The 22,495-nt window shown below is 74.4% G+C and carries 26 protein-coding genes and 1 tRNA gene; 13 read left to right on the forward strand and 14 right to left on the reverse strand.

What is annotated here, in order from left to right:
• Window positions 1-34: 34 nt before the first annotated feature.
• The 6 genes from rplJ to AAG742_RS08845 all read right to left on the reverse strand — a co-directional run bounded on the left by rplJ (window position 35) and on the right by AAG742_RS08845 (window position 3,674).
• Window positions 35-556 carry a 50S ribosomal protein L10 gene (gene rplJ / locus AAG742_RS08820; protein ID WP_248116046.1) on the reverse strand — a complete coding sequence of 174 codons (522 nt, stop codon included), beginning with the start codon at window positions 554-556 and terminating at the stop codon, window positions 35-37.
• A gap of 335 nt (window positions 557-891) precedes the next feature.
• Window positions 892-1,599, reverse strand: a complete 708-nt coding sequence (gene rplA, locus AAG742_RS08825; RefSeq protein ID WP_298711736.1) for a 50S ribosomal protein L1 — start codon at window positions 1,597-1,599, stop codon at window positions 892-894.
• 82 nt (window positions 1,600-1,681) lie between these two features.
• Complete coding sequence (rplK, locus tag AAG742_RS08830; RefSeq protein ID WP_248116049.1) at window positions 1,682-2,113, reverse strand: 50S ribosomal protein L11; 432 nt, start codon at window positions 2,111-2,113, stop codon at window positions 1,682-1,684.
• Between the two features lie 133 nt (window positions 2,114-2,246).
• Window positions 2,247-3,161: a transcription termination/antitermination protein NusG gene (gene nusG / locus AAG742_RS08835; RefSeq protein WP_298711739.1), complete on the reverse strand. Its 915-nt coding sequence runs from the start codon at window positions 3,159-3,161 to the stop codon at window positions 2,247-2,249.
• A 110-nt stretch (window positions 3,162-3,271) separates the two neighbouring features.
• Window positions 3,272-3,523 carry a preprotein translocase subunit SecE gene (gene secE / locus AAG742_RS08840; RefSeq protein ID WP_298711869.1) on the reverse strand — a complete coding sequence of 84 codons (252 nt, stop codon included), beginning with the start codon at window positions 3,521-3,523 and terminating at the stop codon, window positions 3,272-3,274.
• Window positions 3,524-3,601: 78 nt separating this feature from the next.
• Window positions 3,602-3,674 (reverse strand) — tRNA-Trp (locus AAG742_RS08845).
• Window positions 3,675-3,852: 178 nt separating this feature from the next.
• On the opposite strand from AAG742_RS08845, the gene AAG742_RS08850 reads away from it, so the two are divergent.
• Window positions 3,853-5,061, forward strand: a complete 1,209-nt coding sequence (locus tag AAG742_RS08850) for a pyridoxal phosphate-dependent aminotransferase (RefSeq protein WP_298711742.1) — start codon at window positions 3,853-3,855, stop codon at window positions 5,059-5,061.
• A gap of 90 nt (window positions 5,062-5,151) precedes the next feature.
• Here AAG742_RS08850 and AAG742_RS08855 read toward each other — a convergent pair whose 3' ends face one another.
• Together AAG742_RS08855 and AAG742_RS08860 are read right to left on the reverse strand one after the other, a co-directional pair.
• On the reverse strand, window positions 5,152-5,838 hold the full coding sequence (locus tag AAG742_RS08855; protein WP_298711745.1) for a response regulator transcription factor: 687 nt from the start codon (window positions 5,836-5,838) through the stop codon (window positions 5,152-5,154).
• Entirely contained in the window at window positions 5,835-7,133 is a 1,299-nt protein-coding gene (locus AAG742_RS08860) for an ATP-binding protein (protein WP_298711748.1), read from the reverse strand. The genes AAG742_RS08855 and AAG742_RS08860 overlap by 4 nt, the downstream gene beginning before the upstream one ends.
• A gap of 96 nt (window positions 7,134-7,229) precedes the next feature.
• Between AAG742_RS08860 and AAG742_RS08865 the strand changes: the two genes are divergently transcribed.
• The 3 genes from AAG742_RS08865 (at window position 7,230) to AAG742_RS08875 (ending at window position 10,237) form a co-directional block, all read left to right on the forward strand.
• Window positions 7,230-8,291: a PspC domain-containing protein gene (locus tag AAG742_RS08865; RefSeq protein ID WP_298711752.1), complete on the forward strand. Its 1,062-nt coding sequence runs from the start codon at window positions 7,230-7,232 to the stop codon at window positions 8,289-8,291.
• A 175-nt stretch (window positions 8,292-8,466) separates the two neighbouring features.
• A complete protein-coding gene (locus AAG742_RS08870; protein WP_298711754.1) occupies window positions 8,467-9,498 on the forward strand; it encodes an ATP-dependent 6-phosphofructokinase in 1,032 nt (343 codons plus the stop codon).
• A gap of 4 nt (window positions 9,499-9,502) precedes the next feature.
• A complete protein-coding gene (locus AAG742_RS08875; RefSeq protein WP_298711756.1) occupies window positions 9,503-10,237 on the forward strand; it encodes a hypothetical protein in 735 nt (244 codons plus the stop codon).
• 60 nt (window positions 10,238-10,297) lie between these two features.
• On the opposite strand, the gene AAG742_RS08880 is transcribed toward AAG742_RS08875, so the two are convergent.
• The 3 genes from AAG742_RS08880 to AAG742_RS08890 all read right to left on the reverse strand — a co-directional run bounded on the left by AAG742_RS08880 (window position 10,298) and on the right by AAG742_RS08890 (window position 13,148).
• Window positions 10,298-11,479, reverse strand: a complete 1,182-nt coding sequence (locus AAG742_RS08880; RefSeq protein ID WP_298711871.1) for a folate-binding protein — start codon at window positions 11,477-11,479, stop codon at window positions 10,298-10,300.
• Window positions 11,480-11,481: 2 nt separating this feature from the next.
• Window positions 11,482-12,153: an FABP family protein gene (locus AAG742_RS08885; RefSeq protein WP_298711758.1), complete on the reverse strand. Its 672-nt coding sequence runs from the start codon at window positions 12,151-12,153 to the stop codon at window positions 11,482-11,484.
• 188 nt (window positions 12,154-12,341) lie between these two features.
• Window positions 12,342-13,148 carry a hypothetical protein gene (locus AAG742_RS08890; RefSeq protein ID WP_298711874.1) on the reverse strand — a complete coding sequence of 269 codons (807 nt, stop codon included), beginning with the start codon at window positions 13,146-13,148 and terminating at the stop codon, window positions 12,342-12,344.
• A 41-nt stretch (window positions 13,149-13,189) separates the two neighbouring features.
• Between AAG742_RS08890 and mshD the strand changes: the two genes are divergently transcribed.
• From mshD to asd, 9 genes are all read left to right on the forward strand, one after another.
• On the forward strand, window positions 13,190-14,224 hold the full coding sequence (gene mshD, locus AAG742_RS08895; protein WP_298711760.1) for a mycothiol synthase: 1,035 nt from the start codon (window positions 13,190-13,192) through the stop codon (window positions 14,222-14,224).
• 123 nt (window positions 14,225-14,347) lie between these two features.
• Window positions 14,348-15,361: an NUDIX domain-containing protein gene (locus AAG742_RS08900; protein ID WP_298711763.1), complete on the forward strand. Its 1,014-nt coding sequence runs from the start codon at window positions 14,348-14,350 to the stop codon at window positions 15,359-15,361.
• Window positions 15,362-15,420: 59 nt separating this feature from the next.
• A complete protein-coding gene (locus AAG742_RS08905) occupies window positions 15,421-15,774 on the forward strand; it encodes a GNAT family N-acetyltransferase (RefSeq protein WP_298711766.1) in 354 nt (117 codons plus the stop codon).
• A 99-nt stretch (window positions 15,775-15,873) separates the two neighbouring features.
• Window positions 15,874-16,950 (forward strand): hypothetical protein, encoded by a 1,077-nt coding sequence (locus AAG742_RS08910; RefSeq protein ID WP_298711769.1) that lies wholly within the window; start codon window positions 15,874-15,876, stop codon window positions 16,948-16,950.
• Complete coding sequence (locus AAG742_RS08915; protein ID WP_248116076.1) at window positions 16,943-17,326, forward strand: GntR family transcriptional regulator; 384 nt, start codon at window positions 16,943-16,945, stop codon at window positions 17,324-17,326. The genes AAG742_RS08910 and AAG742_RS08915 overlap by 8 nt, the downstream gene beginning before the upstream one ends.
• Window position 17,327: 1 nt before the next feature.
• Window positions 17,328-18,158 (forward strand): thymidylate synthase, encoded by an 831-nt coding sequence (locus AAG742_RS08920; protein WP_298711772.1) that lies wholly within the window; start codon window positions 17,328-17,330, stop codon window positions 18,156-18,158.
• A gap of 16 nt (window positions 18,159-18,174) precedes the next feature.
• Window positions 18,175-18,768: a dihydrofolate reductase gene (locus AAG742_RS08925; RefSeq protein ID WP_298711776.1), complete on the forward strand. Its 594-nt coding sequence runs from the start codon at window positions 18,175-18,177 to the stop codon at window positions 18,766-18,768.
• Window positions 18,765-19,016 (forward strand): NF038396 family protein, encoded by a 252-nt coding sequence (locus AAG742_RS08930; protein ID WP_298711779.1) that lies wholly within the window; start codon window positions 18,765-18,767, stop codon window positions 19,014-19,016. The genes AAG742_RS08925 and AAG742_RS08930 overlap by 4 nt, the downstream gene beginning before the upstream one ends.
• A 34-nt stretch (window positions 19,017-19,050) precedes the next feature.
• Window positions 19,051-20,202, forward strand: a complete 1,152-nt coding sequence (asd, locus tag AAG742_RS08935) for an aspartate-semialdehyde dehydrogenase (RefSeq protein ID WP_298711877.1) — start codon at window positions 19,051-19,053, stop codon at window positions 20,200-20,202.
• A 101-nt stretch (window positions 20,203-20,303) separates the two neighbouring features.
• Here the strand turns inward: asd and AAG742_RS08940 are convergent, their stop codons facing one another.
• The 3 genes from AAG742_RS08940 to AAG742_RS08950 are packed head-to-tail and all read right to left on the reverse strand — an operon-like array spanning window position 20,304 to window position 22,452.
• On the reverse strand, window positions 20,304-21,482 hold the full coding sequence (locus AAG742_RS08940; RefSeq protein WP_298711782.1) for a UDP-N-acetylmuramate dehydrogenase: 1,179 nt from the start codon (window positions 21,480-21,482) through the stop codon (window positions 20,304-20,306).
• On the reverse strand, window positions 21,479-22,003 hold the full coding sequence (locus AAG742_RS08945) for a MaoC/PaaZ C-terminal domain-containing protein (protein ID WP_248116086.1): 525 nt from the start codon (window positions 22,001-22,003) through the stop codon (window positions 21,479-21,481). Before AAG742_RS08945 ends, AAG742_RS08940 begins: the two co-directional genes overlap by 4 nt.
• Window positions 22,003-22,452, reverse strand: coding sequence for a MaoC family dehydratase N-terminal domain-containing protein (locus tag AAG742_RS08950; RefSeq protein WP_298711785.1), 450 nt, complete (start codon window positions 22,450-22,452; stop codon window positions 22,003-22,005). Before AAG742_RS08950 ends, AAG742_RS08945 begins: the two co-directional genes overlap by 1 nt.
• Window positions 22,453-22,495: the final 43 nt, after the last annotated feature.

Consider the following 22,495-nt stretch of genomic DNA (forward strand, 5'->3'; position numbering starts at 1 on the left):
GAAGTGGTGGGCCGTGCAGCCCGGGGTGGACTGCTCAGGCAGCCTGGTCCTGCTGGGCTCGCAGCGCCTCGACCGTGCGGGCGGTCTTGGAGAGCGGAGCCTGGAACAGGGCGGCAGCCTTGGACATGCTGCCCTTCATCGCGCCGGCGAACTTCGCCAGCAGCACCTCGCGGGACTCGAGGTCCGCGAGCTTCTTGATGCCGGCCTCGTCCAGGGGCTGGCCATCCATGAAGCCGCCCTTGAGGACGAGCTTCTCGTGATCCTTGGCGAAGTCACGCAGGGCCTTCGCGACGTTGACCGGGTCTCCGGTCACGAACGCGATCGCGGTGGGACCGGCGAGGTGGGCCTCGAGGCCCTCCATGCCGGCTTCCTTGGCCGCGATCTCGGCCAGCGTGTTCTTCGCCACGGCGTAGGTCGCATCCTGACGGATGGAGTCACGGAGCTGCTTGAGCTCGGACACCGTCAGGCCACGGTATTCCGTCAGAACAGCGGCGTTGGACTCACGGAACAGGTCCGTGAGCTCCGCCACCGCCGACTCCTTCGCGGACGTCGCCATGGCACTCCTCTCGATGATCGTGGGGACCGCCTGAGCCCCGGACAACGAGAAACGCCCCGTGCGGGTGCACGGGGCGTGGCGACACGGGACGGATCGGGCCTGACGGCCGTCGTCCTGGGACGGAGCTCTGCTGCACCTGCGCGGGCCGCCTCCGTTGCGGAGGTCCTTCGGTGATGGCGGCATGCCGACATCACGACCGGCGGTCTTCGGTCCGTCAAGACTACACGGCCCCTCCCCCGGCCACAAGTCGGCGGCCCTGGGGGACGACGACGGCCGGCCGCCCGTGAGGGCGACCGGCCGTCGTCGTGTGCGGACCCGCGGGCCCGCCCCCGGGATCAGGCCTGCTCGAACTCGACCGTGGTCACGTTCGGGTCCATCTGGACGCCGGGGCCGAAGGTGGTGGCCACGGTCGCCTTGGAGATGTAGCGGCCCTTCGAGGAGGACGGCTTCAGGCGGAGGATCTCCTCCAGGGCGGCGGCGTAGTTCTCCACGAGGGCCTTCTCCTCGAAGGAGGTGCGGCCGATGATGAAGTGGAGGTTGGCGTGCTTGTCGACGCGGAAGTCGATCTTGCCGCCCTTGATGTCGGACACGGCCTTGGCCACGTCCGGGGTCACGGTGCCGGTCTTGGGGTTCGGCATCAGGTTGCGGGGGCCGAGGACCTTGCCGAGGCGGCCGACCTTGCCCATGAGCTCCGGGGAGGCCACGGCGGCGTCGAAGTCCACCCAGCCCTCGGAGATCTTGGCGATCAGGTCGTCGTCGCCGACGACGTCGGCGCCGGCGGCGCGGGCGGCCTCGGCGCGCTCACCGGTGGCGAACACGACGACGCGGGCGGTCTTGCCGGTGCCGTGGGGCAGGCTCACGGAGCCGCGGACCATCTGGTCGGCCTTGCGGGGGTCGACGGACAGGCGGAGGGCGACCTCCACCGTGGCGTCGGACGTGGAGGGGTTGGTCTCCTTGGCGAGGGCGATCGCCTTGGCGGGAGCGTAGATCTCCTCGCCGATCGCGGCCTTGGCCGCCTTGTATGCCTTGCTGCGCTGTGCCATCTGCGTGCTTCTCCTTGTGCAGTCGTGGTCTGTCGGGCCGCGCTCGGCCCTGCCACTGAGGGGGTGATGAGGGGGGAGGGCGTCAGCCCTCGACGGTGATGCCCATCGAACGGGCGGTGCCCGCGATGATCTTGGCGGCGGCCTTCACGTCGTTGGCGTTCAGGTCCTCCATCTTGGTGGTGGCGATCTCCTCGCACTGGGCCTGGGTCAGCTTGCCGACCTTGTCCGTGTGCGGGGTGGAGGAGCCCTTCTGGACGCCCGCGGCCTTCTTGATGAGCTCGGCGGCCGGCGGGGTCTTGGTGATGAACGTGAACGAGCGGTCCTCGTAGACGGTGATCTCCACCGGCACCACGTTGCCGCGCTGCGACTCGGTGGCGGCGTTGTAGGCCTTGCAGAACTCCATGATGTTCACGCCGTGCTGGCCCAGGGCGGGGCCGATGGGCGGAGCCGGGTTGGCGGCGCCGGCCTGGATCTGAAGCTTGATCAGACCGGAGACCTTCTTCTTGGGAGCCATGAGTGGATCCTTCTCTCACTTCGGGGACCCACGGCGCAGGAGCGCACCGTGGGAGTGTGGCCGCCGTGGCGCGGCGGCCGGTGCCGCCCCCGGGCCGGCAGGCGGCCGGCTCGGGGCGGAAGCGGGGGTGTCCTCAGATGACCTTGGTCACCTGGCTGAAGGACAGGGTCACGGGGGTCTCGCGCTCGAAGATCGAGACGAGGACCACCAGCTGCTGGGACTCCGGCTTGATCTCGGAGATCGTCGCCGGGAGGGTCTCGAACGGGCCGTCATCGACGGTCACGGACTCGCCCACCTCGAAGTCCACGTGGACGGCGGGGGCGGTGGAGGGGAGGTCGGACGCCGGGACGGCCAGGCCGGCCTTCTCCGCGGCGCGCGTGGCCTCCTGGATCACGGACGGTGCCAGCATGTCGTAGACCTCGGTGAGGGTCAGCGGCTGCGGGGAGTGCGCGTCGTTGCCCACGAACCCGGTGACGCCGGGGGTGTGGCGCACGACGCCCCATGAGGCGTCGTCGAGGTCCATGCGGACGAGGACGTAGCCCGGGATGCGCACGCGCGAGACGATCTTGCGCGTGGTGTTCTTGATCTCCACGACCTCCTCCATGGGGACCTCGATCTCGTAGATCGCGTCCTCCATGTCCTGGGTCTGGATGCGCGTCTCGAGGTTGGTCTTCACGCGCTTCTCATAGCCGGCGTAGGTGTGCACCACGTACCAGTCGCCGGGCTGGCGGCGCAGGCGGGTGCGCAGCTCCTCGGCGGGGTCGACGACGGGCTCCTCCTCGGCAGGGGCGGCGTCCTCAGCGGGAGCGGTCTCCGCGGCCTGGGGGTCGGCGTCCTCCGTGGGGGCGGCCTCGACGTCGACGTCGGCGGCGGAATCGGCGGCCAGGTCGGCCTCCTGCACGGTGGCCTCGGCGGCCTCGTCGCCGTCGGCGGCCTCGCCCGGCACGGCCTCGTCCGTCTCGGGCTCGACGACGCCCTCTGCGGCGGCGGTCTCCTCGACGGAGACGGAGTCCTCGGGGGACTGACGATCCATTTCCTGCTCGGACACGGCTTCCTGCTTTCTGCTGACGGGGGTCGGACGACCCTCCACTGACGGGGGGCCTTGGCGTGCGGGCGTGTGGACGCCTCCTGCGCCGCGGGGCCCGGCTCGCGGTCCGCTCAGCGGCCGCCCGTGCCGAACGTCAGACCCGCCAGGGTGCCGAACAGCCAGTCCAGGCCCATCACCAGGAGGATCATGATCGCCACGAAGGCGAGCACCACTGCGGTCATGCGCAGCAGCTCCTCGCTCGTGGGGGTGACCACCTTGCGGAGCTCGTCCACCACCTGGCGCAGGAACAGGGCGATCCGCGCGAAGAGCCCACGGCGCTGCCTGTCCGGCGCCGGGGTGGAGCCCCCGCCGTTCGCCGACAACTCAGTCACGTGGCCTCACTCAATCGGATCGCCGAAGCACTTGCACGCCTGTGCCGGGCACTTCAGCCCGGCACCGAGCAGGGCAGACAGGACTCGAACCTGCAACCTGCGGTTTTGGAGACCGCTGCGCTACCAATTGCGCCACTACCCTAGGTGTCCGCCTGCCGACTCCCGGGCGCTCACCCAGGACCGTCATCGCGGTACCGAGCGTTCAGAATACGCCATGCCGGGCCGGGAGTCGAACCGGGGCGGCGCACTCACTACGCTGGCGTGCGGAGGCGTGCCCTCCGCACGTCGCTCCCGCCCTCGAACCGCCGAAGAAGGTCCCCATGGCTTCCCCCGCACGCCGCGTGTCCACCCGCCTCGCCGCCATCGCCCCGTCCGCCACCCTCGTCGTCGACGCGCGGGCCAAGGAGCTCAAGGCCGCGGGCCGCCCCGTGATCGGCTTCGGCGCGGGCGAGCCCGACTTCCCCACACCGGGCTACATCGTCGACGCGGCCGTCGCCGCCGCGCAGGACCCGAAGAACCACCGCTACTCCCCCGCCGCCGGCCTGCCCGAGCTGCGCGAGGCGATCGCGGCCAAGACCCTGCGGGACTCCGGCCTCGCCGTGGAGGCCTCCCAGGTGCTCGTGACGAACGGCGGCAAGCAGGCCGTCTACAACACGTTCGCCGCCCTGCTGGACCCGCAGGACGAGGTCCTCGTCCCCGCGCCGTACTGGACCACCTACCCGGAGGCCATCCGCCTGGCCGGCGGCGTGCCGGTGGACGTGTTCGCGGGCCCCGAGGCGGGCTACAAGGTCACCGTGGAGCAGCTCGAGGCCGCCGTCACGGACCGCACCAAGGTGCTCCTCTTCGTCTCGCCTTCCAACCCAACCGGCGCGGTCTACTCCCCCGAGGAGACGAAGGCCATCGGCGAGTGGGCCCTCGAGCGGGGCCTGTGGGTCGTCACCGACGAGATCTATGAGCACCTCACCTACGACGGCGTGCCCTTCACCTCGATCGTCGCGGCCGTCCCGGGCCTGGCGGAGCAGGCCGTGGTCGTCAACGGCGTCGCGAAGACCTACGCGATGACCGGCTGGCGCGTCGGATGGATGGTCGGCCCGGTGGACGTCATCAAGGCGGCCACGAACCTGCAGTCGCACGCCACCTCCAACGTGGCCAACGTGTCCCAGCGCGCGGCCCTCGCCGCCGTCGCGGGGCCGCTGGACGCCGTCGAGGAGATGACGACGGCCTTCGACCGCCGCCGGACGGCCATGGTCGCGGCCATGAACGCCGTGCCCGGCTTCCACTGCCCCACGCCGGAGGGTGCCTTCTACGCGTACGTGGACGTCCGTGAGGCGCTCGGGAAGACGTACCGCGGAGGCGTCACCCCCACGACGTCGGCCGAGCTCGCCGCGTTCATCCTCGATGAGGCCGAGGTCGCCGTCGTGCCCGGCGAGGCCTTCGGCCCCTCGGGCTACCTGCGCCTGTCCTACGCGCTGGGCGACGACGACCTGGCCGAGGGAGTCGAGCGCATCCGCGCACTGCTCTCCGAGTGATCGCGGTCCTCGCCGGCCGCGAGTGCGGCGCGGCCGGTCACAGACCTGCGAGCCCCGCGCCGCCCGGCGCGGGGCTCGCCCGCATCCGGCTCAGGCGTATCCGCGGCGCGCGGCCCAGCGCGTGAGCTCGTGGCGGTTGGAGAGCTGGAGCTTGCGCAGCACGGAGGACACGTGGCTCTCCACCGTGCGGTCCGAGATGAACAGCTCGGCGCCGGCCTCCCGGTACGTGTAGCCCCGGGCCACGAGGCGCATGACGTCCCGCTCGCGGGAGGAGAGGCGGTCGAGGTCCTCGTCCCGGGCCGGCTCCCCGGCCTCCGGTGCCGGCGCCGACGGCGACGGCGGGCTCCCGCGGAACGCGTCGAGGACGAATCCGGCGAGGCGCGGCGAGAACACGGCGTCGCCGCCGGCCACCCGCGCGGCCGCCTCCGTGACGTCGGCCCCCGAGGCGGTCTTCGTGATGTAGCCGCGGGCCCCGGCGCGGATCACGGCGACCACGTCCTCCGCGGCATCGGACACGGACAGCGCCAGGAAGCGCGTGCCCGGCCGCCGCTCCAGCACGCGCGCGGCCACTTCGGCCCCGCCGCCGCCCGCTCCGCCGGGCAGGTGCACGTCGAGGAGCACGACGTCGGGCTCCCGCTCGAGGACCTCGCCGACGGCGGCGTCGACGTCCCCGGCCTCGCCCACGATCTCGACCCGCGCCGGATCCAGGTCGGCGCGCAGTCCGGCGCGGAAGATCGCGTGGTCGTCCACGATCACGGCGGTGAGCGGGATGGTCATGCGGTCTCCTCCCGCGGATCGGTCGGGTGGGCGGGCTCGGGAAGGGCCAGGTGCACCTCGGTGCCGCCCGGCCCGGAGCGGAGACGGGCCGACCCTCCTGCCCGGCGCATGCGGCCCAGGATCGACTCGCGCACGCCCATCCGGTCGGCGGGGACCTCGTCGAGGTCGAAGCCCGCCCCGCGGTCACGCACGAAGACCTCCGCGAGCCGCGGTGCGCCGTCGTCGTCGGTCACCTCGGCGAAGACCTGGACGTCCCCCGCGTGGCGCGCGGCGTTGAGGACGGCCTCCCGGGCGGCGGCCACGAGCGGCTCGAGCCAGGCCCCGGAGGCCTCGCCGACCGCGACCACCTCCACGCGGGGTCCGTGGGCGTCCTCGACCTCGGCCGCCGTCTCCTCGAGCCGTTCGCGCAGGGTCCCGCCGAGCCGGGCCGCCTCGGGGAAGAGGAACCGGCGCAGCTCGCGCTCCTGGGCGCGGGCCACCCGGGCGACCGTCTCCGGGTCCTCGGCGCGCCGCTGGATCAGCGCCAGGGACTGCAGCACCGAGTCGTGCAGGTGCGCCGCGATCTCGGCGCGCTCGGCGTGGACCGCGAGCGCCGTGCGCTCCTCGTCCCGGCGGCGCTGCCACGCCAGCAGGTAGGGCATGGCCACCAGGGCCGCCCCGGCCAGCATGGCGACGGCGACCACCAGTCCCAGCCACAGCTCGCCCGAGCCGACGGCGCCCACGGCGAGGGCCAGCACGGCGAGGAGCACGAGCCCCGATCCGAGGGCGAGGCGCACGAGGCGGCCGCCGCGCTCCCCGCGCCCGCCCCGGCCGAGGTCCAGCTGCATCCACGCGAGCCCGAGGCCGATCACGAGCACCGCCACGGGGCCCACGAGCGCCCAGTCCACGTCCACGCCCAGCCCGTCGGCCGCCACGATCCCGCCGACGCCGAGCAGGACCGCGGCGAGCAGCAGCGGCCAGCCGCCCTCCCGGACGCGCTCGGCCACCTCGGGCAGGCGTGCGGCGAGCGTGGGGGCCGGGCCGGCGGCGCCGTCTGCCGCGGGGGTGCCGGGCGCGTCCTCCGGCATGAGCAGCCAGAGCCAGGCGTAGAGCGCCGCCCCGGCGCCGCCGGCCAGGGTGAGCAGCACGAACCCCCAGCGCACCGCCGCGGTGGAGAGGCCCAGGTGCCGGGCGACGCCGGCGGCGACCCCGGCCACCGGCCGGTCGGCGCCATGCCGGGCCAGCGGAGGGCGCGCGGGCGAGGCCGGACGCACGGGACCCGTCGGTGTCGGCGCGGTGGGGACGGCGGGGCTCATGGCTCCATCCTGCCCGTCCCGTGCACGGGGCACATCCGGGACCGGATCCGGGACATCCCGGATGTGCCCGGGGCGGCGGCGAACCACGATGGAGGCATGAGCACCGCCCACGGATCCTGTCCCCCCTCCCCCGCCGACGTCCAGGACGACGCCGGCGCACTCCCCTCCTGGCTGCGCCGCGCGGTCGAGTCGTGGGGCGTCCGCCGCGACGACTCCTCCTGGGTGGCCGGCGTCCTCGGCGGCGTCGCCCGCCGCTACGGGATCGACCCCCTGCTGGCCCGCGGCGGGTTCGTGGCCCTGTGCGTCGTGTCCGCCGGGCTGGGCCTGCTGGCCTACGCGGCCGCCTGGGCCGTGCTCCCGGACGCGCAGGGGCGGGTGCAGTACGGCCGCCTGCGCCGCGGCGAGTGGACCGACGCGACCGTGGCGATCGCCGTGATCGGCGGCATCGGCGCCCTCAACGTCCTCGTGGGCGCGGGGTTCACCCTGCTCGCACCGGCCGTCGGCGGGCCGGGCTCGCTGCTCGGCCTCGCCGCCGTCGCGGTGCTGGTCTGGTGGCTCGTGACGCGGTGGGACGCCGACGCGCAGCAGCGCGTCACCCCCACGGCGACGCCGGAGCGCGGGCGCGTGCGCAGCGAGCCCGCCTGGTATGCGCGGCGCCGAGAGACCTCGGCGGCGCCCGCCTCCGCCGACGAGCACGGCTTCCACGCGGACTGGATCGACCCGGACACCGGCGCGTGGCGAGAGCAGACGCACTCCCGCGAGCACCGCGCGGCCGCCCGACTGGCCGAGGAGCAGGCGCGCACCGTCGCCCCCGCATTCCGGGCCCCCGGGCGCAGGCCGATGCGGGCGAAGGGCGGGTCCCACGGACCCGGCGGCAAGCCCGTCCTCGGACGCGGCGCGCAGGCGGTCACCTACCTCCTGGCGGCGGGAGCCGCCCTGACGGTCCTGCTGTCCATGCTCCTGGGGAACGCGGTGCCGAGCGCGACGCTGCTCCCCGTGCCACCCACCTCGGCCGCCCTGGCCGTCATCGTCGTCGCGATGACCGTCGGCCTGCTGCGGGGCCGCCGCCCCGGCACGCTCGCCCCGGTGAGCGGGGTCCTCGTGGGCGTCACCGCCGTGCAGATGGCCGCCCACCTCCTCTTCGCCCCCCTCACGTGAGCCAGGCGTCCACGATCCCCGCCGAGCGCGCGCTCTCGGGGCCTGACATCCGACGAGGGCGCACCGGCGCGCCGCTCTCCGAGTGGGGCCCGACGGGCGGCCGTCCCCTGACGGCCGCCCTCCGGCATGCCTAGGGTGAGGGGGACCCCGGCAGAACACCCTCGAGAGGACCCCCATGCGCGTCGGAATGCTCACCTCCGGAGGCGACTGCCCCGGCCTCAACGCCGTCATCCGGGCGGCCGTCCTGCACGGCATCAAGACCTACGACATGGAGATGGTGGGCATCCGGGACGGCTGGGCCGGCCTCATCCGCAAGGACGTCGGGGAGCTGCCCCGCACGCGGGTCCGCGGCCTCGCGAAGCAGGGCGGCACCATCATCGGCACGTCCCGCACGCACCCGTACGACGCCGACGGCGGCGGCCCGGAGAACATGCTGCGCAGCATGCGCGAGCTGGGCCTGGACGCCGTGATCGCGATCGGCGGCGAGGGCACCCTGGCCGGCGCCAACCGCCTCGCCCAGGACGGCCTGCCGATCATCGGCGTCCCGAAGACCATCGACAACGACCTCCAGGGCACCGACTACACGTTCGGCTTCGACACGGCCGTGCAGATCGCCACGGACGCGATGGACCGCCTGCGCACCACCGGCGAGTCCCACCACCGCTGCATGGTGGCCGAGGTCATGGGCCGCCATGTCGGGTGGATCGCCCTGCACTCCGGCATGGCCGCCGGCGCCCATGCGATCCTCATCCCCGAGGTCCGCACGCCCATGGAGCAGGTGGCCGAATGGGTCACGCAGGTGCACGAGAAGGGCCGTTCGCCGCTCGTCGTCGTCGCGGAGGGCTTCATCCCCGAGGGCCAGGACGACCCGCTGGCGGACGCCGGTGTGGAGGCCTCCGGGCGCCCCCGCCTCGGCGGCATCGGCGAGTGGGTCACGCGCGAGATCGAGAGCATGACCGGCATCGAGACCCGCAACACCGTGCTCGGGCACATCCAGCGCGGCGGCGCCCCGACGGCCACGGACCGCGTGCTCTCCACGCGCTTCGGCATGGGCGCCGTGGACCTCGCGGCGCAGCGGCGCTGGGGTCAGATGGTGGCGGCGAACGGGACGGAGATCATCTCCATCCCCATGAGTGCGGCGCTCAAGGGTCTCAAGTCCGTCCCGCGCTCCCGGTACGACGAGGCCGCCGTCCTCTTCGGCCGCTGATCCCGTGAGCGAGCTCCCCCGCCTGGACGACCACGTCCTCGGCCTCGTCCGCTGGGCGTGGTGCCGCGAGCTCGGCCTGCCGGAGGGATCGCTGGACGACCCGTCCGACGGCTCCCGTCTCGAGGTGGCGGGGCCCGCGGACGCGGTGGTCGTGCTGCAGCTGGCCGGCGCCACGGCGCTGCGGGCTCCCGCGGACGTGCTCGGCGCGGCGCGGGACCTCCCGGACGAGGTGCTCGCCCTCGAGTCCACCCTGCTGCGGCTCACGGCGCGGCACGCCCCGCGCTCGCTCGGCGAGGCCGACCTCCTCTACGCGGCCGAGGCGCCGGAGATCAGCCCCTCCTCCTCGGTGGCGGTCTCCGATGCCCCCGAGCACGCGGCGCGGCTCACGGCCCTGTGCCCCGCCGACGACGTCCACGCGGCGGACCTGGGCCCAGCACCACTGACCCTCGTGCCCGACGACGGCAACGGGGAGGCGCTGGGCGACCCCCTCGCCGGGGCGGGGCACACGGTGTGGCAGGGGCTGCTCGCCCGGATGGGGATCCTCACGGTCCCGGAGCACCGCGTCCGCGGACTCGGGACCTACGCCGCGGCCGTCGCGGCCGAGCGGGCCTTCCTGGACGGCCTCGTGCCCGAGGCGCGCGTGCGCACGCAGGACCGGGCGGGCCAGGCGATCGCCATGGCCCTGGGGTTCGCGCGGGCGGGGTCCCTCGCGCGGATCGAGCTGACAGCCGGGCGCTGACCGCTCAGGGGCGGCCTGACGGGCGGCGGGCCACCGCGCCGGACGGGACGAGAGTCCCGGTCAGCCCAGGCGCCCGAGCCCCGGGGGACGGCCCACGACCTGGCCGGCGTCGGGCGAGACGAGCGGCTCCTGCGCGGCGGCGATCCACTCCGCGGCCACGTCGTCCTCCGCACCGCGGACGAGCAGCTCGGCGTCCACGGGGACGGCCCGCTTCAGCACGGCCAGCGCGATCGGCCCGGCCTCGTGGTGGAGCGCGGAACCGGTGACGAACCCGACGGGACGGGCGGTGGCCCGGCCCTCGGGGGTGTCCGGGGACGGGCGCACGATCACGGGCGCGCCGTGGGGCGGGAGCGCATGGGAGGACCCGTCCAGCAGCAGCTGCGTGAGGCGGCGGGGAGGACGCCCGAGGTTGTGCACCCGTGCGACGGTCTCCTGCCCCCGGTAGCAGCCCTTGGCCAGGTGCACGGCGGTGCGCAGCAGGTCGAGCTCGTGCGGCAGGGCCCGCGCGTCCGCGTCCAGGGCGGGACGGGGGCGCCCGGCGGCGAGCCGCAGGGCCTCCGCGGCGGAGACGCCGGCCAGGCTCCAGCCCTTCAGCTCCCCCTCACCGAGGTGCGCGGCGGTCTCCGCGAGGTCGGCGCGGGTCACGAGGTACTCGCGCCAGCTCCAGTCCGCGCCGGGGTGACACGCCGGGTCCGGCTCCGCCGAGTACGCCCAGCCGCCCTCGGCGACGGCGGGCCACGGGTCCACCCACACGGTGCGGTCCTCCCAGCCGGGCACGGGCGCCATGGACCCCACGACGGCGACCGCGCCGGAGTGGTCGCGGATCCGCACGTCGTGGGAGAAGCGCATGGCGGTCAGCCACGCGATGAGGTCCTCGGAACGCGAGCGGTCCACGATGAGCCACGCGGCGGCACCGTCCTCGAGGAGATGCGCGGCGTGCTCGATGCGGCCCTGCGGATCGAGCAGGAGCGTCTCGGTGCTCGTGCCCGGGGCGAGGGACTCGACGTGCTGGCTGCCCAGGGTGTGCAGCCACGCGAGACGGTCCGGGCCCGTGAGGGAGAGGACGGCGCGGTGGGAGAGGTCCACGAGGGCCCGGCCGCGGGCCAGGGCGCGCTGCTCCGGCAGGGGACGGCCGTAGTGGGCGGCGACGCCCTCCTCCAGGCCCTCCCCCTCCACGGCGCCGGCCGCTGGGCCGGGGCTCGCGGAGGCGGCGAGGCTCAGGATCGGGCTGCGCCCGGGCATGGTCATGCGGGGCGGTCCGAACCGGAGCAGCGGGGGCGCTCCGCGCCGGAGGCGAGGCGGCCCTCAGCGGGGCTGGGCATGCGGTCCAGGATCGCGGAGGCGTGGACCTCCAGCTCCCCCTCCGCCGTCGCCGCGGCGTCCCAACGCCAGAACAGCTGGCCGTTGACGAGGCCCGCGATGCGCGTGGCGCGCTCATACGGACCGGCCGCAGAGCCGCGCAGCACGGCGTCCGTGACGAGCTGCAGCTGCGGGCCCTTGATGCGGCCGTAGTAGAGCTCGGAGAGGGAGCCGGGGTGCGTGATGGTGGCGGTGATGCCGAACGAGCCGCCCTCGCTGCGCAGGGACTCGACGTCCTCGGCGGAGCGGTAGGCGGGGACGATGTCCGCGGGCACCATGCCCGGGCCCACGTCGCCGTCCCGGCGGGGGCGGTCCACCTGCCAGAAGCCGGTCTCCACGGTGAGGGGGCGCGACAGGGTGCCGTCCTCCTCGCACAGCCAGGACTCCGCGCGGTACTCCACGAAGGGCTGGCCGTGCTCGGTGAAGTCCACGCGCTGGTAGAAGATCTCCGTGCCGTCGGCGCCGTCGCCCAGGCGGCCCTGGCCCTCCCAGCTGCCGATCAGCCAGGAGAGCGGGGCGAGCTCGGGGGTGAGGTCGAAGGGGAGTTCAGTGGCCATGAGTCGTCACGGCGCGGCCCGCGGCGGGGCCGCGCTCGGTCAGCGCTGGCCCTTGAAGAGGCCCGAGACGACGACGGCGGCGACGGCGGCCATCGCCAGGCTGGCGAGGACGACGAGGCCGAGGAAGAAGATCTCGAGGGCGATGAGCGTATCCATGCCGACCATCCTAGCCACTGCCGCAGGCCGGCTCAGGCCAGCAGCCCCACCATGACGTGGCCGATCACTCCGGCGGCACCCACGGGCGCCATCGCGAGGGCGTAGCCGGCGCGGCGGGGGCGCAGCGTGGTGGCCACGGGGCGGTCCTCCGGCCGGGGGCGCGAGGACGGGGCCGTGGAGGCGGTGAGCGCCACGAGCGTCGCCGCGGAGAGCGACGAGAGCGTGAGGGCGGCGAGCTCCCGGGGCACCGTGCCCGCGAGTGCCCCGACGGCCCACGCGGCGAGGGCGCTCGCCGGGATCACCACGAGGGCGAGGACGCCCGGGCGGCCCTGCATCCAGGGCGTCAGGCCCAGGAGCGAGACGACCGCGACCGTGACGGCCAGGGCCAGCACGAGTCCGCGGACCTCCGGCACCGCGGACCACCGGGCCATCGCGACCCAGCTGGCCGACATCACGGCGATCACCACGCCGCCCATCGTGGCGACCGTGGACTCGAGGCGCAGCGGCCGCCCTGTGCCGCGGACGAGCTGGACCACGAAGGCCGCCATGGTGCCCCACGCGAGCAGCACGGCCAGGGGCTCGAGAAGTGCCCAGGCGTCTCCGTGCCCCGTGCTTGGTGCCGGCCAGAGGAGCATGAGCAGGACGCCGAGCACGCCGGTGGACGCGATCGTCGCGGACAGGGAGAGGCGCGCGGGGGCGCCCATCTGCCGGGGCCAGCCCCACGAGATCACCAGCACCACGGCCACGGCGGCGACGGCGGCGGGCGCGGGGCCCAGCAGGGTGGCCGCGGCCAGCACCAAGGCGGCGAGGGCCGCGCTCAGGGCCATGGGCAGTCGCATCACGAGGTCCATCCTGCCAGCTGTCCCCCTACGCTGAGGACATGGCCGACTCCCCCGCTCCCCGCCCCGTCCCGCCCATCGCGCCCTCCTCGGCCGCCGTCGACGTCGCCGCTCAGGACGGCTCCGGGACGAGACCGCAGCAGGTGAGCGAGGTCCTCGCGCTGGCCGACCGCGCCCACGCGGCCGACGGGCATCCTCCCCTGTCGGACCAGACCCGCGGGGTGCTCTCCCGGGGCCGGCAGCGCTGGTTGGGCCTCCTGCGCGCGGAGGAGGGAGGCCTGATCGGGGCGGCGGTGCTCGCCCCCGAGGGCTCCGAGGCCGCCGGATCCGTGCTCGAGCTCGTGGTGGACCCGGCCGCGCGGCGCGCCGGCAACGGCACCCGTCTGGCCGACGCCGCCGCGACGGCGGTCCGGGGCGGCGGGCTCGAGGGGACCACGAGCGTCTGGGCGCACGGCATGCTGCCGGGCTCGGCGGAGCTGGCACGACGGCACGGCCTCGCCCCCGTGCGCGAGCTGCGCCGGATGCGGCTGGAGGGCGAGGAGATGGCCGCGCTGCCCGCGCCGCGCCTGCCGGACGGGGTCCGCCTGCGCGCCTTCGAGCCCGGCCGGGACGAGGAGGCCTGGCTCGAGCTCAACGGTGCGGCCTTCGCCGACCACCCCGAGCAGGGCGGCCTGACCCGCGCCGACCTCCAGGACCGGATGGAGCAGGACTGGTTCGACGCGTCCGGCTTCCTGCTGGCCGAGCGCGCGGCCGACGGCGCCCTGCTCGGCTTCCACTGGACCAAGGTCGAGCCGGCCCATGACGACGTCGGCTCTGTCGCCGACAAGGGCGGGCACCGCGTCACACGGCCGCGGCTGGGCGAGGTGTACGTCGTCGGGGTGTCCCCCCACGCGCAGGGGATGGGCCTGGGCCGGGCGGTGACCCTCGCCGGCCTCCAGCACCTGGCCGCCGTCCCGGTGGACGCCGTCGACCTGTACGTGGACGCGGAGAACGCGGCGGCCGTCGCCCTGTACGAGTCGCTGGGCTTCCGGCTGCTCGCCGCCGACGCGCAGTACCGCGCCGAACGGGCCGGCTGACGCGGGAGGACGGGCGGGGCTCGGCCGGTCATCCGGGCCGTATCCTGGTGCGGCCCGCCGACCACCGGAACGCACCGCACCGCATCGGGCGTCCCCGCCCCACCGCAGAGATTCAGGAGCCGCATGGCCTCGCCCCAGTCCGACCGCATCGCGACCTGGTCCACCCCGGACCGCGCCGTGACGGGACCCTCTGCGGACGTGCTGGCGGCCGGCATGCTCCCGTGGCGCCTGACCGCCGACGGACTCGAGGTGATGGTCATCCATCGCCCGCGGTACGACGACTGGTCCTGGCCCAAGGGCAAGCTCGACGTCGGCGAGACCCTCCCGGAGTGCGCGGTGCGCGAGGTCCAGGAGGAGGTGGGCCTCACTCTGCGCCCCGGCGTCCCGCTGTGCGTCACCTGCTACGAGGTGCCCGCGCGCCGCAGCGGCGGCGGCCAGACCAAGGAGGTCTGGTACTGGGCCGCCGACGCCGCGGGACTGACCGCGACCCCGGACGGCCACGAGGTGGACGAGATCCGCTGGGTGAGCCCGGCCCGCGCCGCGCAGATGCTGGCCAACGAGACGGACCGGGAGCCGCTCGAGCTGCTCGAGCGCGCCCACGCACAGGGACGGCTGCGCACCACGCCCACGATCGTGCTGCGCCACGCCAAGGCCAAGCCGCGCTCCTCCTGGTCCCGGGCCGAGCAGGAGCGGCCCCTCGCCGCCACCGGCCGACGGCAGGCGCTCTCCGTGCAGGGCCTGGTGTGGGCGTGGCGGCCGGAGCGCCTCGTCTCCTCCCCGTGGCGGCGCTGCGTGGAGACCGTGGCGCCCCTCGTGAAGACGTCGGGCCTGCCCCTGAAGACGAAGAGCGCCTTCACGGAGGCGACCGCGCGGGAGAGGCCGAAGAAGACCCGCCGGGCCATGCGGGACGTGCTGGGCCGCCGTCGCCCCCAGGTGCTGTGCACGCACCGCCCCGTGCTGCCCGAGCTGCTGCAGGAGATCCGGGATGCGGCTGCCCGCCCCGCGTCGGAGATTCTGCGTGCCCTCCCGCGCGAGGACCCGTACCTGCGCCCCGGTGCCGTCCTCGTGCTCCACCAGGCGGTCGAGCGCGACGGCGCCGTCGTGGCTGTGGAGGTCTACGACCCCTGGGACGACTGACGGGACCGGACGACTGAGCGGGCATTGAGGCCCGCGCCCCACAGGCCTAGGCTCGGTCCATGGAGACCGCATCGACGCACCAGCCCGAGAAGATCGTCCACGAGCGCCTCGCGGTGACCCGGGATCCCGACCGCGAGCGCTTCGAGCTGCGCCACGACGGCAGGTACATCGGCTTCCTCGGCTACACGCAGGAGACCCGCCCCGCCGACGAGGGCGAGGACGTCACCGTGGTGCGCCTGCAGCACACGATCATCGACGAGGCCTTCAGCCGCCGCGGCTACGCCCGCGCCCTCGTGACGATGGTGCTGGACCGCATCCGCGCCGAGGGCGAGCAGATCCTCGCCGAGTGCACCTACGTGGACGACTACCTGCGCCGCTACCCCGAGTACCAGGACCTGGTGTACGGCGGCTGAGCCGGGGCCGGGCACCCGCGACACGACGCCTGTATCACTCCATTGATACAGTGAGCACGTGCGCGGCGGTCGCGCACCCATGGACAGAAGAGGTGCCCGGTGCCCGCCCTCCCCCTCGAAGTCGTCTGGACCTCCAGTGCTCTCGTCCTCCTCGTCCTCGCGATCCTCTACTGGTTCGGTCGCCGGGCCCGGTGGACCGCAGCGCCGCTGGCCGCGCGCGGCCATCTCACCGCGACGGCGGTGCTCACCCTGGTGGCCACGGCCGTCTGGGCCGGCCCGACCCCGTTCGCGGCACTGTGGGTGACCGACGGCGCGGGCGGCTGGGTCCGGGCCGGGGGCGGAGCGCCCTCGGGGCACTGGAGCAGGGAGACACTCGAGACCGCTCCGGTCGATGCGCCGCTGCTGGCGGCGGCGATCCTCCTCCCGGCTCTGTGGCTCCTCCTGATCCCCGCCCTCGGCCAGGTGACCTGGCCTCCGGCGACGGGGCCCCGGCGCAGCGCCGCCCTGATCGCCCGCCGATGGCAGTCCCTCGTCCCGCCCCGCCTCCTCCTGCTGGTGGCCCCGGGCGCGATCCTGGCGCTCGCCGGTGTCGCAGCCGCCGCGGCCACCCCGGGCGTGCAGGGCGCGGAGTACCGGCAGCACCTCTCCGAACAGGCCACGCCGTTCAGCGCCCGGTTCGCCGGAATGCCCGCCGGGTCCGCCGTCGCACCCTGGTACGCGGCCGGCACGGCGGCCGTGCTCCTGGCGTTGTGCGCCGTGCTGGCGATCTGCCACCGTCGGAGGGCGCTGAGCGGACTGGACCCGGCACAGGACCTGGCGGCACGGCGCATCGCCGTGGACCACGCCTGCCGCATCGGGGCGGCCCTGCTCGCCTGGATCGGACTGGCCGGCCTGGCCGGTGCCCTCGAGGCGCATGAGCGCCGTCAGGCCGCCCAGGAGGCCGCGGCCGCCTACTCTGCGTGGGAAGCCGGGCGCATCCCGGCGGCCGAGATGGCCGGGTGGCTGACCCCCGTCGCGAACGGCGCCCCGGCCGAGATGCTCCTCCTGCTCGGCTCGACGGTCGTGGGGGTGCTGCTCGTGCTCGTCCGGCCCGCCCGCGAGCAGCGGATCCTCCGCGGCGCGGCCGACGGGACCCGCGCGGACGGACCGGCGGCGAGAGGCGGTGCGCGTGACTGACCCCGTCGGCGTCGACCTGGATCTCGACTCCCCCGTGCCGCCCTTCGAGCAGATCCGAGCCCGCATCGCCGACCTCGTGCGCCGCGGGGTGCTCGCTCCTCGCGATCGGCTCCCCTCGGTCCGGACGCTGGCCGCCGACCTCGGCATCGCACCGAACACGGTGGTCCGCGCGTACGACGCGCTGGAGCTCGCCGGACTCGTGCAGAAGGAGGGTCGGCGCGGCACCGTGGTGGCCGAGGCCCCTCCGCCCCCGGACCACGCAGAGGTCGAGGCCTCGTTGCGCAGCGCGGTCGCCCTGGCCCGCGCCGCGGGCTGGGACGCCGAGCGGGTCCGGCGGTCGGTGGACGGCGCCCTCGGCGGAGTCGTCTCTGGCTAGAGTGGACCGGGTGAGCATCCCCACCCCGTACGAGGACCTGCTGGCCGACGTCATGGCACACGGCGCCGTCAAGACGGACCGCACCGGCACCGGGACGCGCAGCGTCTTCGGCCGCCAGATGCGCTTCGACCTGTCCGCGTCCTTCCCTCTCATCACCACCAAGCGGGTGCACTTCAAGTCCGTCGCGCTCGAGCTGCTGTGGTTCCTCCGCGGGGACTCCAACGTGCGCTGGCTGCAGGAGCGCGGCGTGCGCATCTGGGACGAGTGGGCGGACGCGGACGGCGAGCTCGGCCCCGTCTACGGCGTCCAGTGGCGATCGTGGCCCACCCCCGACGGCGGGCACATCGACCAGATCGCGAAGGTCGTTGAGCAGATCCGGGCGAACCCGGACTCGCGCCGGCACATCGTGACCGCCTGGAACCCCGCCGACGTGGACGAGATGGCCCTGCCGCCGTGCCACGCCCTGTTCCAGTTCTCTGTCTCCCCCGGTGAGGACGGCGGCTCCGGCGTGCTCTCCTGCCAGCTGTACCAGCGTTCGGCGGACCTCTTCCTCGGCGTGCCGTTCAACATCGCCTCCTATGCCCTGCTCACCGTGATGGTGGCGCAGCAGACCGGCTTGACGCCGGGCGAGTTCGTGTGGACCGGCGGCGACTGCCACATCTATGCCAACCATGAGGACCAGGTGCGCGAGCAGCTGACCCGCGCCCCGTACCCGTACCCGCGGCTGCGCCTGGTCCGGAGGCCCGACTCGATCTTCGACTACGCGTACGAGGACCTCGAGGTGCTGGACTACCGGCACCACCCCGCCATCGCCGCCCCCATCGCCGTCTGAGGTGACCCCGACCCCCATGGACCACCCCGCCCCGACCTCCCCCGTGCACGGCACCCCGGCCGAGCCGCCGATCGCCATGATCTGGGCGCAGACGCCGGACCGCGTGATCGGCCGCGACGGTACGATGCCCTGGCATGTGCCCGAGGACCTCGCCCACTTCCGCCGCCTGACGCAGGGGCACCCCGTGATCATGGGCCGCCGCACGTGGGAGTCCTTCCCCGAGGCCTTCCGCCCGCTCCCGGACCGCACCAACATCGTGGTCTCGCGCTCGTTGACGGCCGCCGACGACGCCGGAGCGGAGGTCCGCGCGGCGGGCGCCGTCGTCGTGCCCGACTTCGGCACCGGCCTCGACGCGGCCGCGGACGCCGACGGGTGCGACCTCGTCTGGGTGATCGGCGGTGCCACGATGTACGAGCAGGCCCTCGACGTGGCCACCCGCGCCGAGATCACCGTGATCGACGAGGACGAGGACGGCGACGCGCATGCCCCGGCCCTCGACCCGCGCTGGCGCATGACCGCGGCCGACCCGGCCCCGGACGACTGGCACGCCTCGCGCACGGGACCGCGCTACCGCATGGAGCGCTGGGAGAGAGAAGAGGACCCCGCATGAGCACCGACCCGACGCCGTCCCGCGGCACCCCGGCCCCCGGCGGGCTGCTCAGCGGCGACGCCCTGACGTTCCTCGCCCTCATCGCCCTGCCCGTGCTCGCGTTCGTGTGCGCCGTGTTCGGCCTCATCCTCATGCTGCAGGGCAAGACGATCGCCGGCCTCGTGTTCCTGCTCGTGCTGACGCAGGCGTTCGCGATCGGCGGCTTCATGCTGGGGAACCGCCGGAAGCGCGCGCAGCGGGACCGGTAGCCTGGAGGGCATGACCTCTGCCGCCCCCTCCCCCATGACCGCCCCCGACGCCGCCGCCGTGCCCACCGTGGGCCTCGTGGGCTGGCGCGGCATGGTCGGCTCCGTGCTCATGCAGCGCATGGCGGAGGAGGGCGACTTCGCGCGGGTGAACCCCGTCTTCTTCTCCACCTCCAACGCGGGTGGCGCCGCCCCGGTGTTCGCGGGGATGTCCGGTGAGCCGGGCGCGCTCAGGGACGCGTACGACGTCGAGGCATTGGCGAAGCTGCCCGTGATCCTCACCGCGCAGGGCGGGGACTACACGAAGGCCGTCTACCCGCAGCTGCGCGCCGCCGGATGGGACGGCGTCTGGATCGACGCCGCCTCCACGCTGCGCATGGAGGACTCCTCCGTGATCGTGCTGGACCCTGTGAACCGCTCCGTGATCGACGCGGCGCTGGCGGCCGGGACGAAGGACTTCATCGGCGGCAACTGCACCGTGTCCTGCATGCTCATGGGCCTCGGCGGGCTGTTCAAGGCCGGCCTCGTGGAGTGGGGCACGGCCATGACCTACCAGGCGGCCTCCGGCGGCGGTGCCCGCCACATGCGCGAGCTGCTCACGCAGTACGCGGCGCTGTCCGGCGCGGTCGAGGCCGAGCTGGCCGATCCGGCGTCGGCGATCCTGGAGATCGACCGCAAGGTCATCGAGCTGCAGCGCGGCGGCCGGCTGGATGCGTCGCAGTTTGGCGTGCCGCTCGGCGGCTCGCTCATCCCGTGGATCGACGCGGACCTCGGCAACGGCGTCTCCCGCGAGGAGCAGAAGGCCTTCGACGAGACCAACAAGGTGCTCGGCCTGCGCGGCGAGGAGCGGATCCCGTTCGACTCGCTGTGCGTGCGCGTGGGCGCCATGCGCTCGCACTCCCAGGCGCTGACGCTCAAGCTGACCGGGGACGTGCCGCTGGACGAGGTCGAGGCGATCATCGCCGCAGACAATGAGTGGGTGCGGGTGGTGCCGAATGAGAAGGAGGCGTCGATGCGCGAGCTCACGCCGATCGCCGCCACCGGCACCCTGCAGATCCCCGTGGGCCGCCTGCGCACGATGGCGATGGGCCCGGAGTACCTCTCCGCCTTCACCGTGGGCGACCAGCTGCTGTGGGGCGCCGCGGAGCCCGTGCGCCGCATGCTCATGATCGCCACCGGCAACCTCTGAGCGCACCCGACCCCAAGCTGAACGAGTCGTCACTTCTTGTGGGTATCCGCCGCGGATACCCACAAGAAGTGACGACTCGTCTCGCGTGGTGGTGGGGTGGATCAGAGGCGAGTGCCGATGATCATGGGCTCGTGGTGCAGGTCCACGCCGAAGCGCGCGCGGACGCCGTCGCGGACCTCGCGCGCGATGGTGAGGATGTCCTCGGTGCTGGCCGCGCCGCGGTTCGTCACGGCGAGCGTGTGCTTCGTGGACAGCGACGCGCGGCCCCCGGCCAGTCCCGTCCCGTCCTCACCGCGGCCATCGGGCCCGTCCTCGCGGGGCTCCACGTCCGGCAGGCCGAAGCCCTTGCCGTAGCCCGCGTGGTCGATGAGCCAGGCCGCGGAGAGCTTCACGAGCTCACCTCCCTGCTCGTCCGTCCCCGCGGCGAACGCGGGCGCACCCTCGGGAAGAGAGGCGCGCACGGCCGCCGGCACGATCGGGTTGGTGAAGTACGAGCCCGTGGACCACGAGTCCTGGTCCGCGACGTCCCACACCATGCCCTTCGAGGCGCGCAGGGCGAGCACCTCCTCCCGCACGGTCCGGAGCGCGGCGTGCGCGCCCTCCTCCACGCCGAGCGCCCGCGCGAGCTGCGCGTACCGCACCGGCGACGTCGGCTCGGCCCCCTCGGCCGCGCGACGCAGCCGCAGGTCGATCGAGAGGACGACCCAGCGTGGGCTCGGCTCCCCCGACTCCAGCATCGAGCGCTTGATGATCGAGTCGCGGTAGCCGAAGCGCAGCTCCTCGGCGGACAGCTCGACGACAGCCCCGCCGCCGGGAACCAGCCGGTCCCACGCGCGCAGGGAGACCAGCACCTGGGACACGTCCGCGCCATAGGCGCCGACGTTCTGCACCGGCGTCGCGCCGGCGGACCCCGGGATCCCCGAGAGCGCCTCGACGCCCGCCAGGCCCCGCTCCACGGTCCACGCCACGGCGGCGTCCCACGGCTGGCCGGCGGCGATGCGCACGACGACGGCGTCGCCCTCCGCCTCGCCCGCACCCTCCGCGCGGTGCGCGTCCTCCAGCACCTCGATGCCCTCGAACGCCGTCTGCACCACGGTGCCCGGGAAGCCGGCGTCCGCCATGAGGGTGTTGGAGCCCCCGCCGAGCACGAACAGGGGCTCCCCCGCGGCGTCGGCCACGCGGATGGCCTCCACGGCCTCCTGCTCCGTGCGCGCGGTGACCCAGGCGCGGGCCGGCCCGCCGACGCGGGTGGTGGTGTGGTCGGCCAGGCGCTCGCTCACGCGGTCTCCTCCGAGGTCGGGGCTGCGGGCTCGGCCAGGCGCACGAGCACCTGGGCCTTGGTCAGCACGCGGGGCTTGTCCAGGGCGGGGTCGTTCACCGTGAGGTCGATCCGGACGGTGCCGGCGGCCTCGTCCACGACGCCCACCGTGCCGGTGACCTCGAGGCGGGCGCCGGCCAGGGGCGCGCCGTCGTCGTCGGCCCGGCCCGTGGTGTCCGCGACGGGCACCATGCCCGTGAAGCGCGTCTGGTAGTCCACCACCGCCCCGGGATCCCCGGCCCAGTCGGTGACGAGCTGCACCGCGGCGCCCATGGTGAGCATGCCGTGGGCGATCACACCGGGCAGTCCCACCCCCGTGGCGAACGACTCGGACCAGTGGATCGGGTTGTGGTCGCCGGAGGCGCCCGCGTAGGCCACCAGGTCGGCGCGCGTGAGCGCGACGGTCCGGGAGCCGATGACGTCGCCCTTGGCGAGGTCGGACAGGCGCGGGGCGTTCTGCGGGCCGATGTGCTGCGCGCTCATCAGGCCTCCTCTCCGCGGATCAGCAGGGCGGAGGTCACGGTCGAGACCGGCGCGCCGGCGGCGTCGGCGATCTCGGTGACGGTGGTGACCATGTCGTTGCCGCCGAGCGACTTCACGGAGGCGATCCTCACCGTGGCGGTGACCTCGTCCCCGGCCACGAGCGGGCGGTGGTGGGTGAAGCGCTCCTCCGCGTGCAGCACGCGGGAGAAGTCGATGCCCACCTCCGGGTCGTTCACGGCGGCGGCCTCGGCGCGCTGCGCGATCACGACGGCGAACGTCGGCGGGGCGACGAGGTCGGCATGGCCGAGGGCTCGGGCAGACTCGACGTCGTGGTGGGCGGGGTGCTGCGCCTGGACGGCGGAGGCGAAGGCGCGGACGGCCTCCCGGCCCACCTGGAAGGGGGGCGCGGGCGGATAGCTCCGCCCGGCGGCGCTGGGGTTCACGGGCACGCGTGGCTCCTGATCAGACGGGGTCCGGACTGCGCACCAGCCT

This window comes from Micrococcus sp. 2A (genome assembly GCF_039519235.1).
Taxonomy (GTDB): domain Bacteria; phylum Actinomycetota; class Actinomycetes; order Actinomycetales; family Micrococcaceae; genus Micrococcus.

Bases quoted from the DNA above. Each gene is read 5' to 3' on its own strand.
- rplJ (WP_248116046.1), bottom strand. From the start codon at position 556: ATGGCGACGTCCGCGAAGGAGTCGGCGGTGGCGGAGCTCACGGACCTG.
- rplA (WP_298711736.1), bottom strand. From the start codon at position 1,599: ATGGCACAGCGCAGCAAGGCATACAAGGCGGCCAAGGCCGCGATCGGC.
- rplK (WP_248116049.1), bottom strand. From the start codon at position 2,113: ATGGCTCCCAAGAAGAAGGTCTCCGGTCTGATCAAGCTTCAGATCCAG.
- AAG742_RS08850 (WP_298711742.1), top strand. From the start codon at position 3,853: ATGGCTTCCCCCGCACGCCGCGTGTCCACCCGCCTCGCCGCCATCGCC.
- AAG742_RS08855 (WP_298711745.1), bottom strand. From the start codon at position 5,838: ATGACCATCCCGCTCACCGCCGTGATCGTGGACGACCACGCGATCTTC.
- AAG742_RS08860 (WP_298711748.1), bottom strand. From the start codon at position 7,133: ATGAGCCCCGCCGTCCCCACCGCGCCGACACCGACGGGTCCCGTGCGT.
- AAG742_RS08865 (WP_298711752.1), top strand. From the start codon at position 7,230: ATGAGCACCGCCCACGGATCCTGTCCCCCCTCCCCCGCCGACGTCCAG.
- AAG742_RS08870 (WP_298711754.1), top strand. From the start codon at position 8,467: ATGCGCGTCGGAATGCTCACCTCCGGAGGCGACTGCCCCGGCCTCAAC.
- AAG742_RS08880 (WP_298711871.1), bottom strand. From the start codon at position 11,479: ATGCCCGGGCGCAGCCCGATCCTGAGCCTCGCCGCCTCCGCGAGCCCC.
- AAG742_RS08885 (WP_298711758.1), bottom strand. From the start codon at position 12,153: ATGGCCACTGAACTCCCCTTCGACCTCACCCCCGAGCTCGCCCCGCTC.
- AAG742_RS08890 (WP_298711874.1), bottom strand. From the start codon at position 13,148: ATGCGACTGCCCATGGCCCTGAGCGCGGCCCTCGCCGCCTTGGTGCTG.
- mshD (WP_298711760.1), top strand. From the start codon at position 13,190: ATGGCCGACTCCCCCGCTCCCCGCCCCGTCCCGCCCATCGCGCCCTCC.
- AAG742_RS08900 (WP_298711763.1), top strand. From the start codon at position 14,348: ATGGCCTCGCCCCAGTCCGACCGCATCGCGACCTGGTCCACCCCGGAC.
- AAG742_RS08905 (WP_298711766.1), top strand. From the start codon at position 15,421: ATGGAGACCGCATCGACGCACCAGCCCGAGAAGATCGTCCACGAGCGC.
- AAG742_RS08925 (WP_298711776.1), top strand. From the start codon at position 18,175: ATGGACCACCCCGCCCCGACCTCCCCCGTGCACGGCACCCCGGCCGAG.
- AAG742_RS08930 (WP_298711779.1), top strand. From the start codon at position 18,765: ATGAGCACCGACCCGACGCCGTCCCGCGGCACCCCGGCCCCCGGCGGG.
- asd (WP_298711877.1), top strand. From the start codon at position 19,051: ATGACCGCCCCCGACGCCGCCGCCGTGCCCACCGTGGGCCTCGTGGGC.
- AAG742_RS08945 (WP_248116086.1), bottom strand. From the start codon at position 22,003: ATGAGCGCGCAGCACATCGGCCCGCAGAACGCCCCGCGCCTGTCCGAC.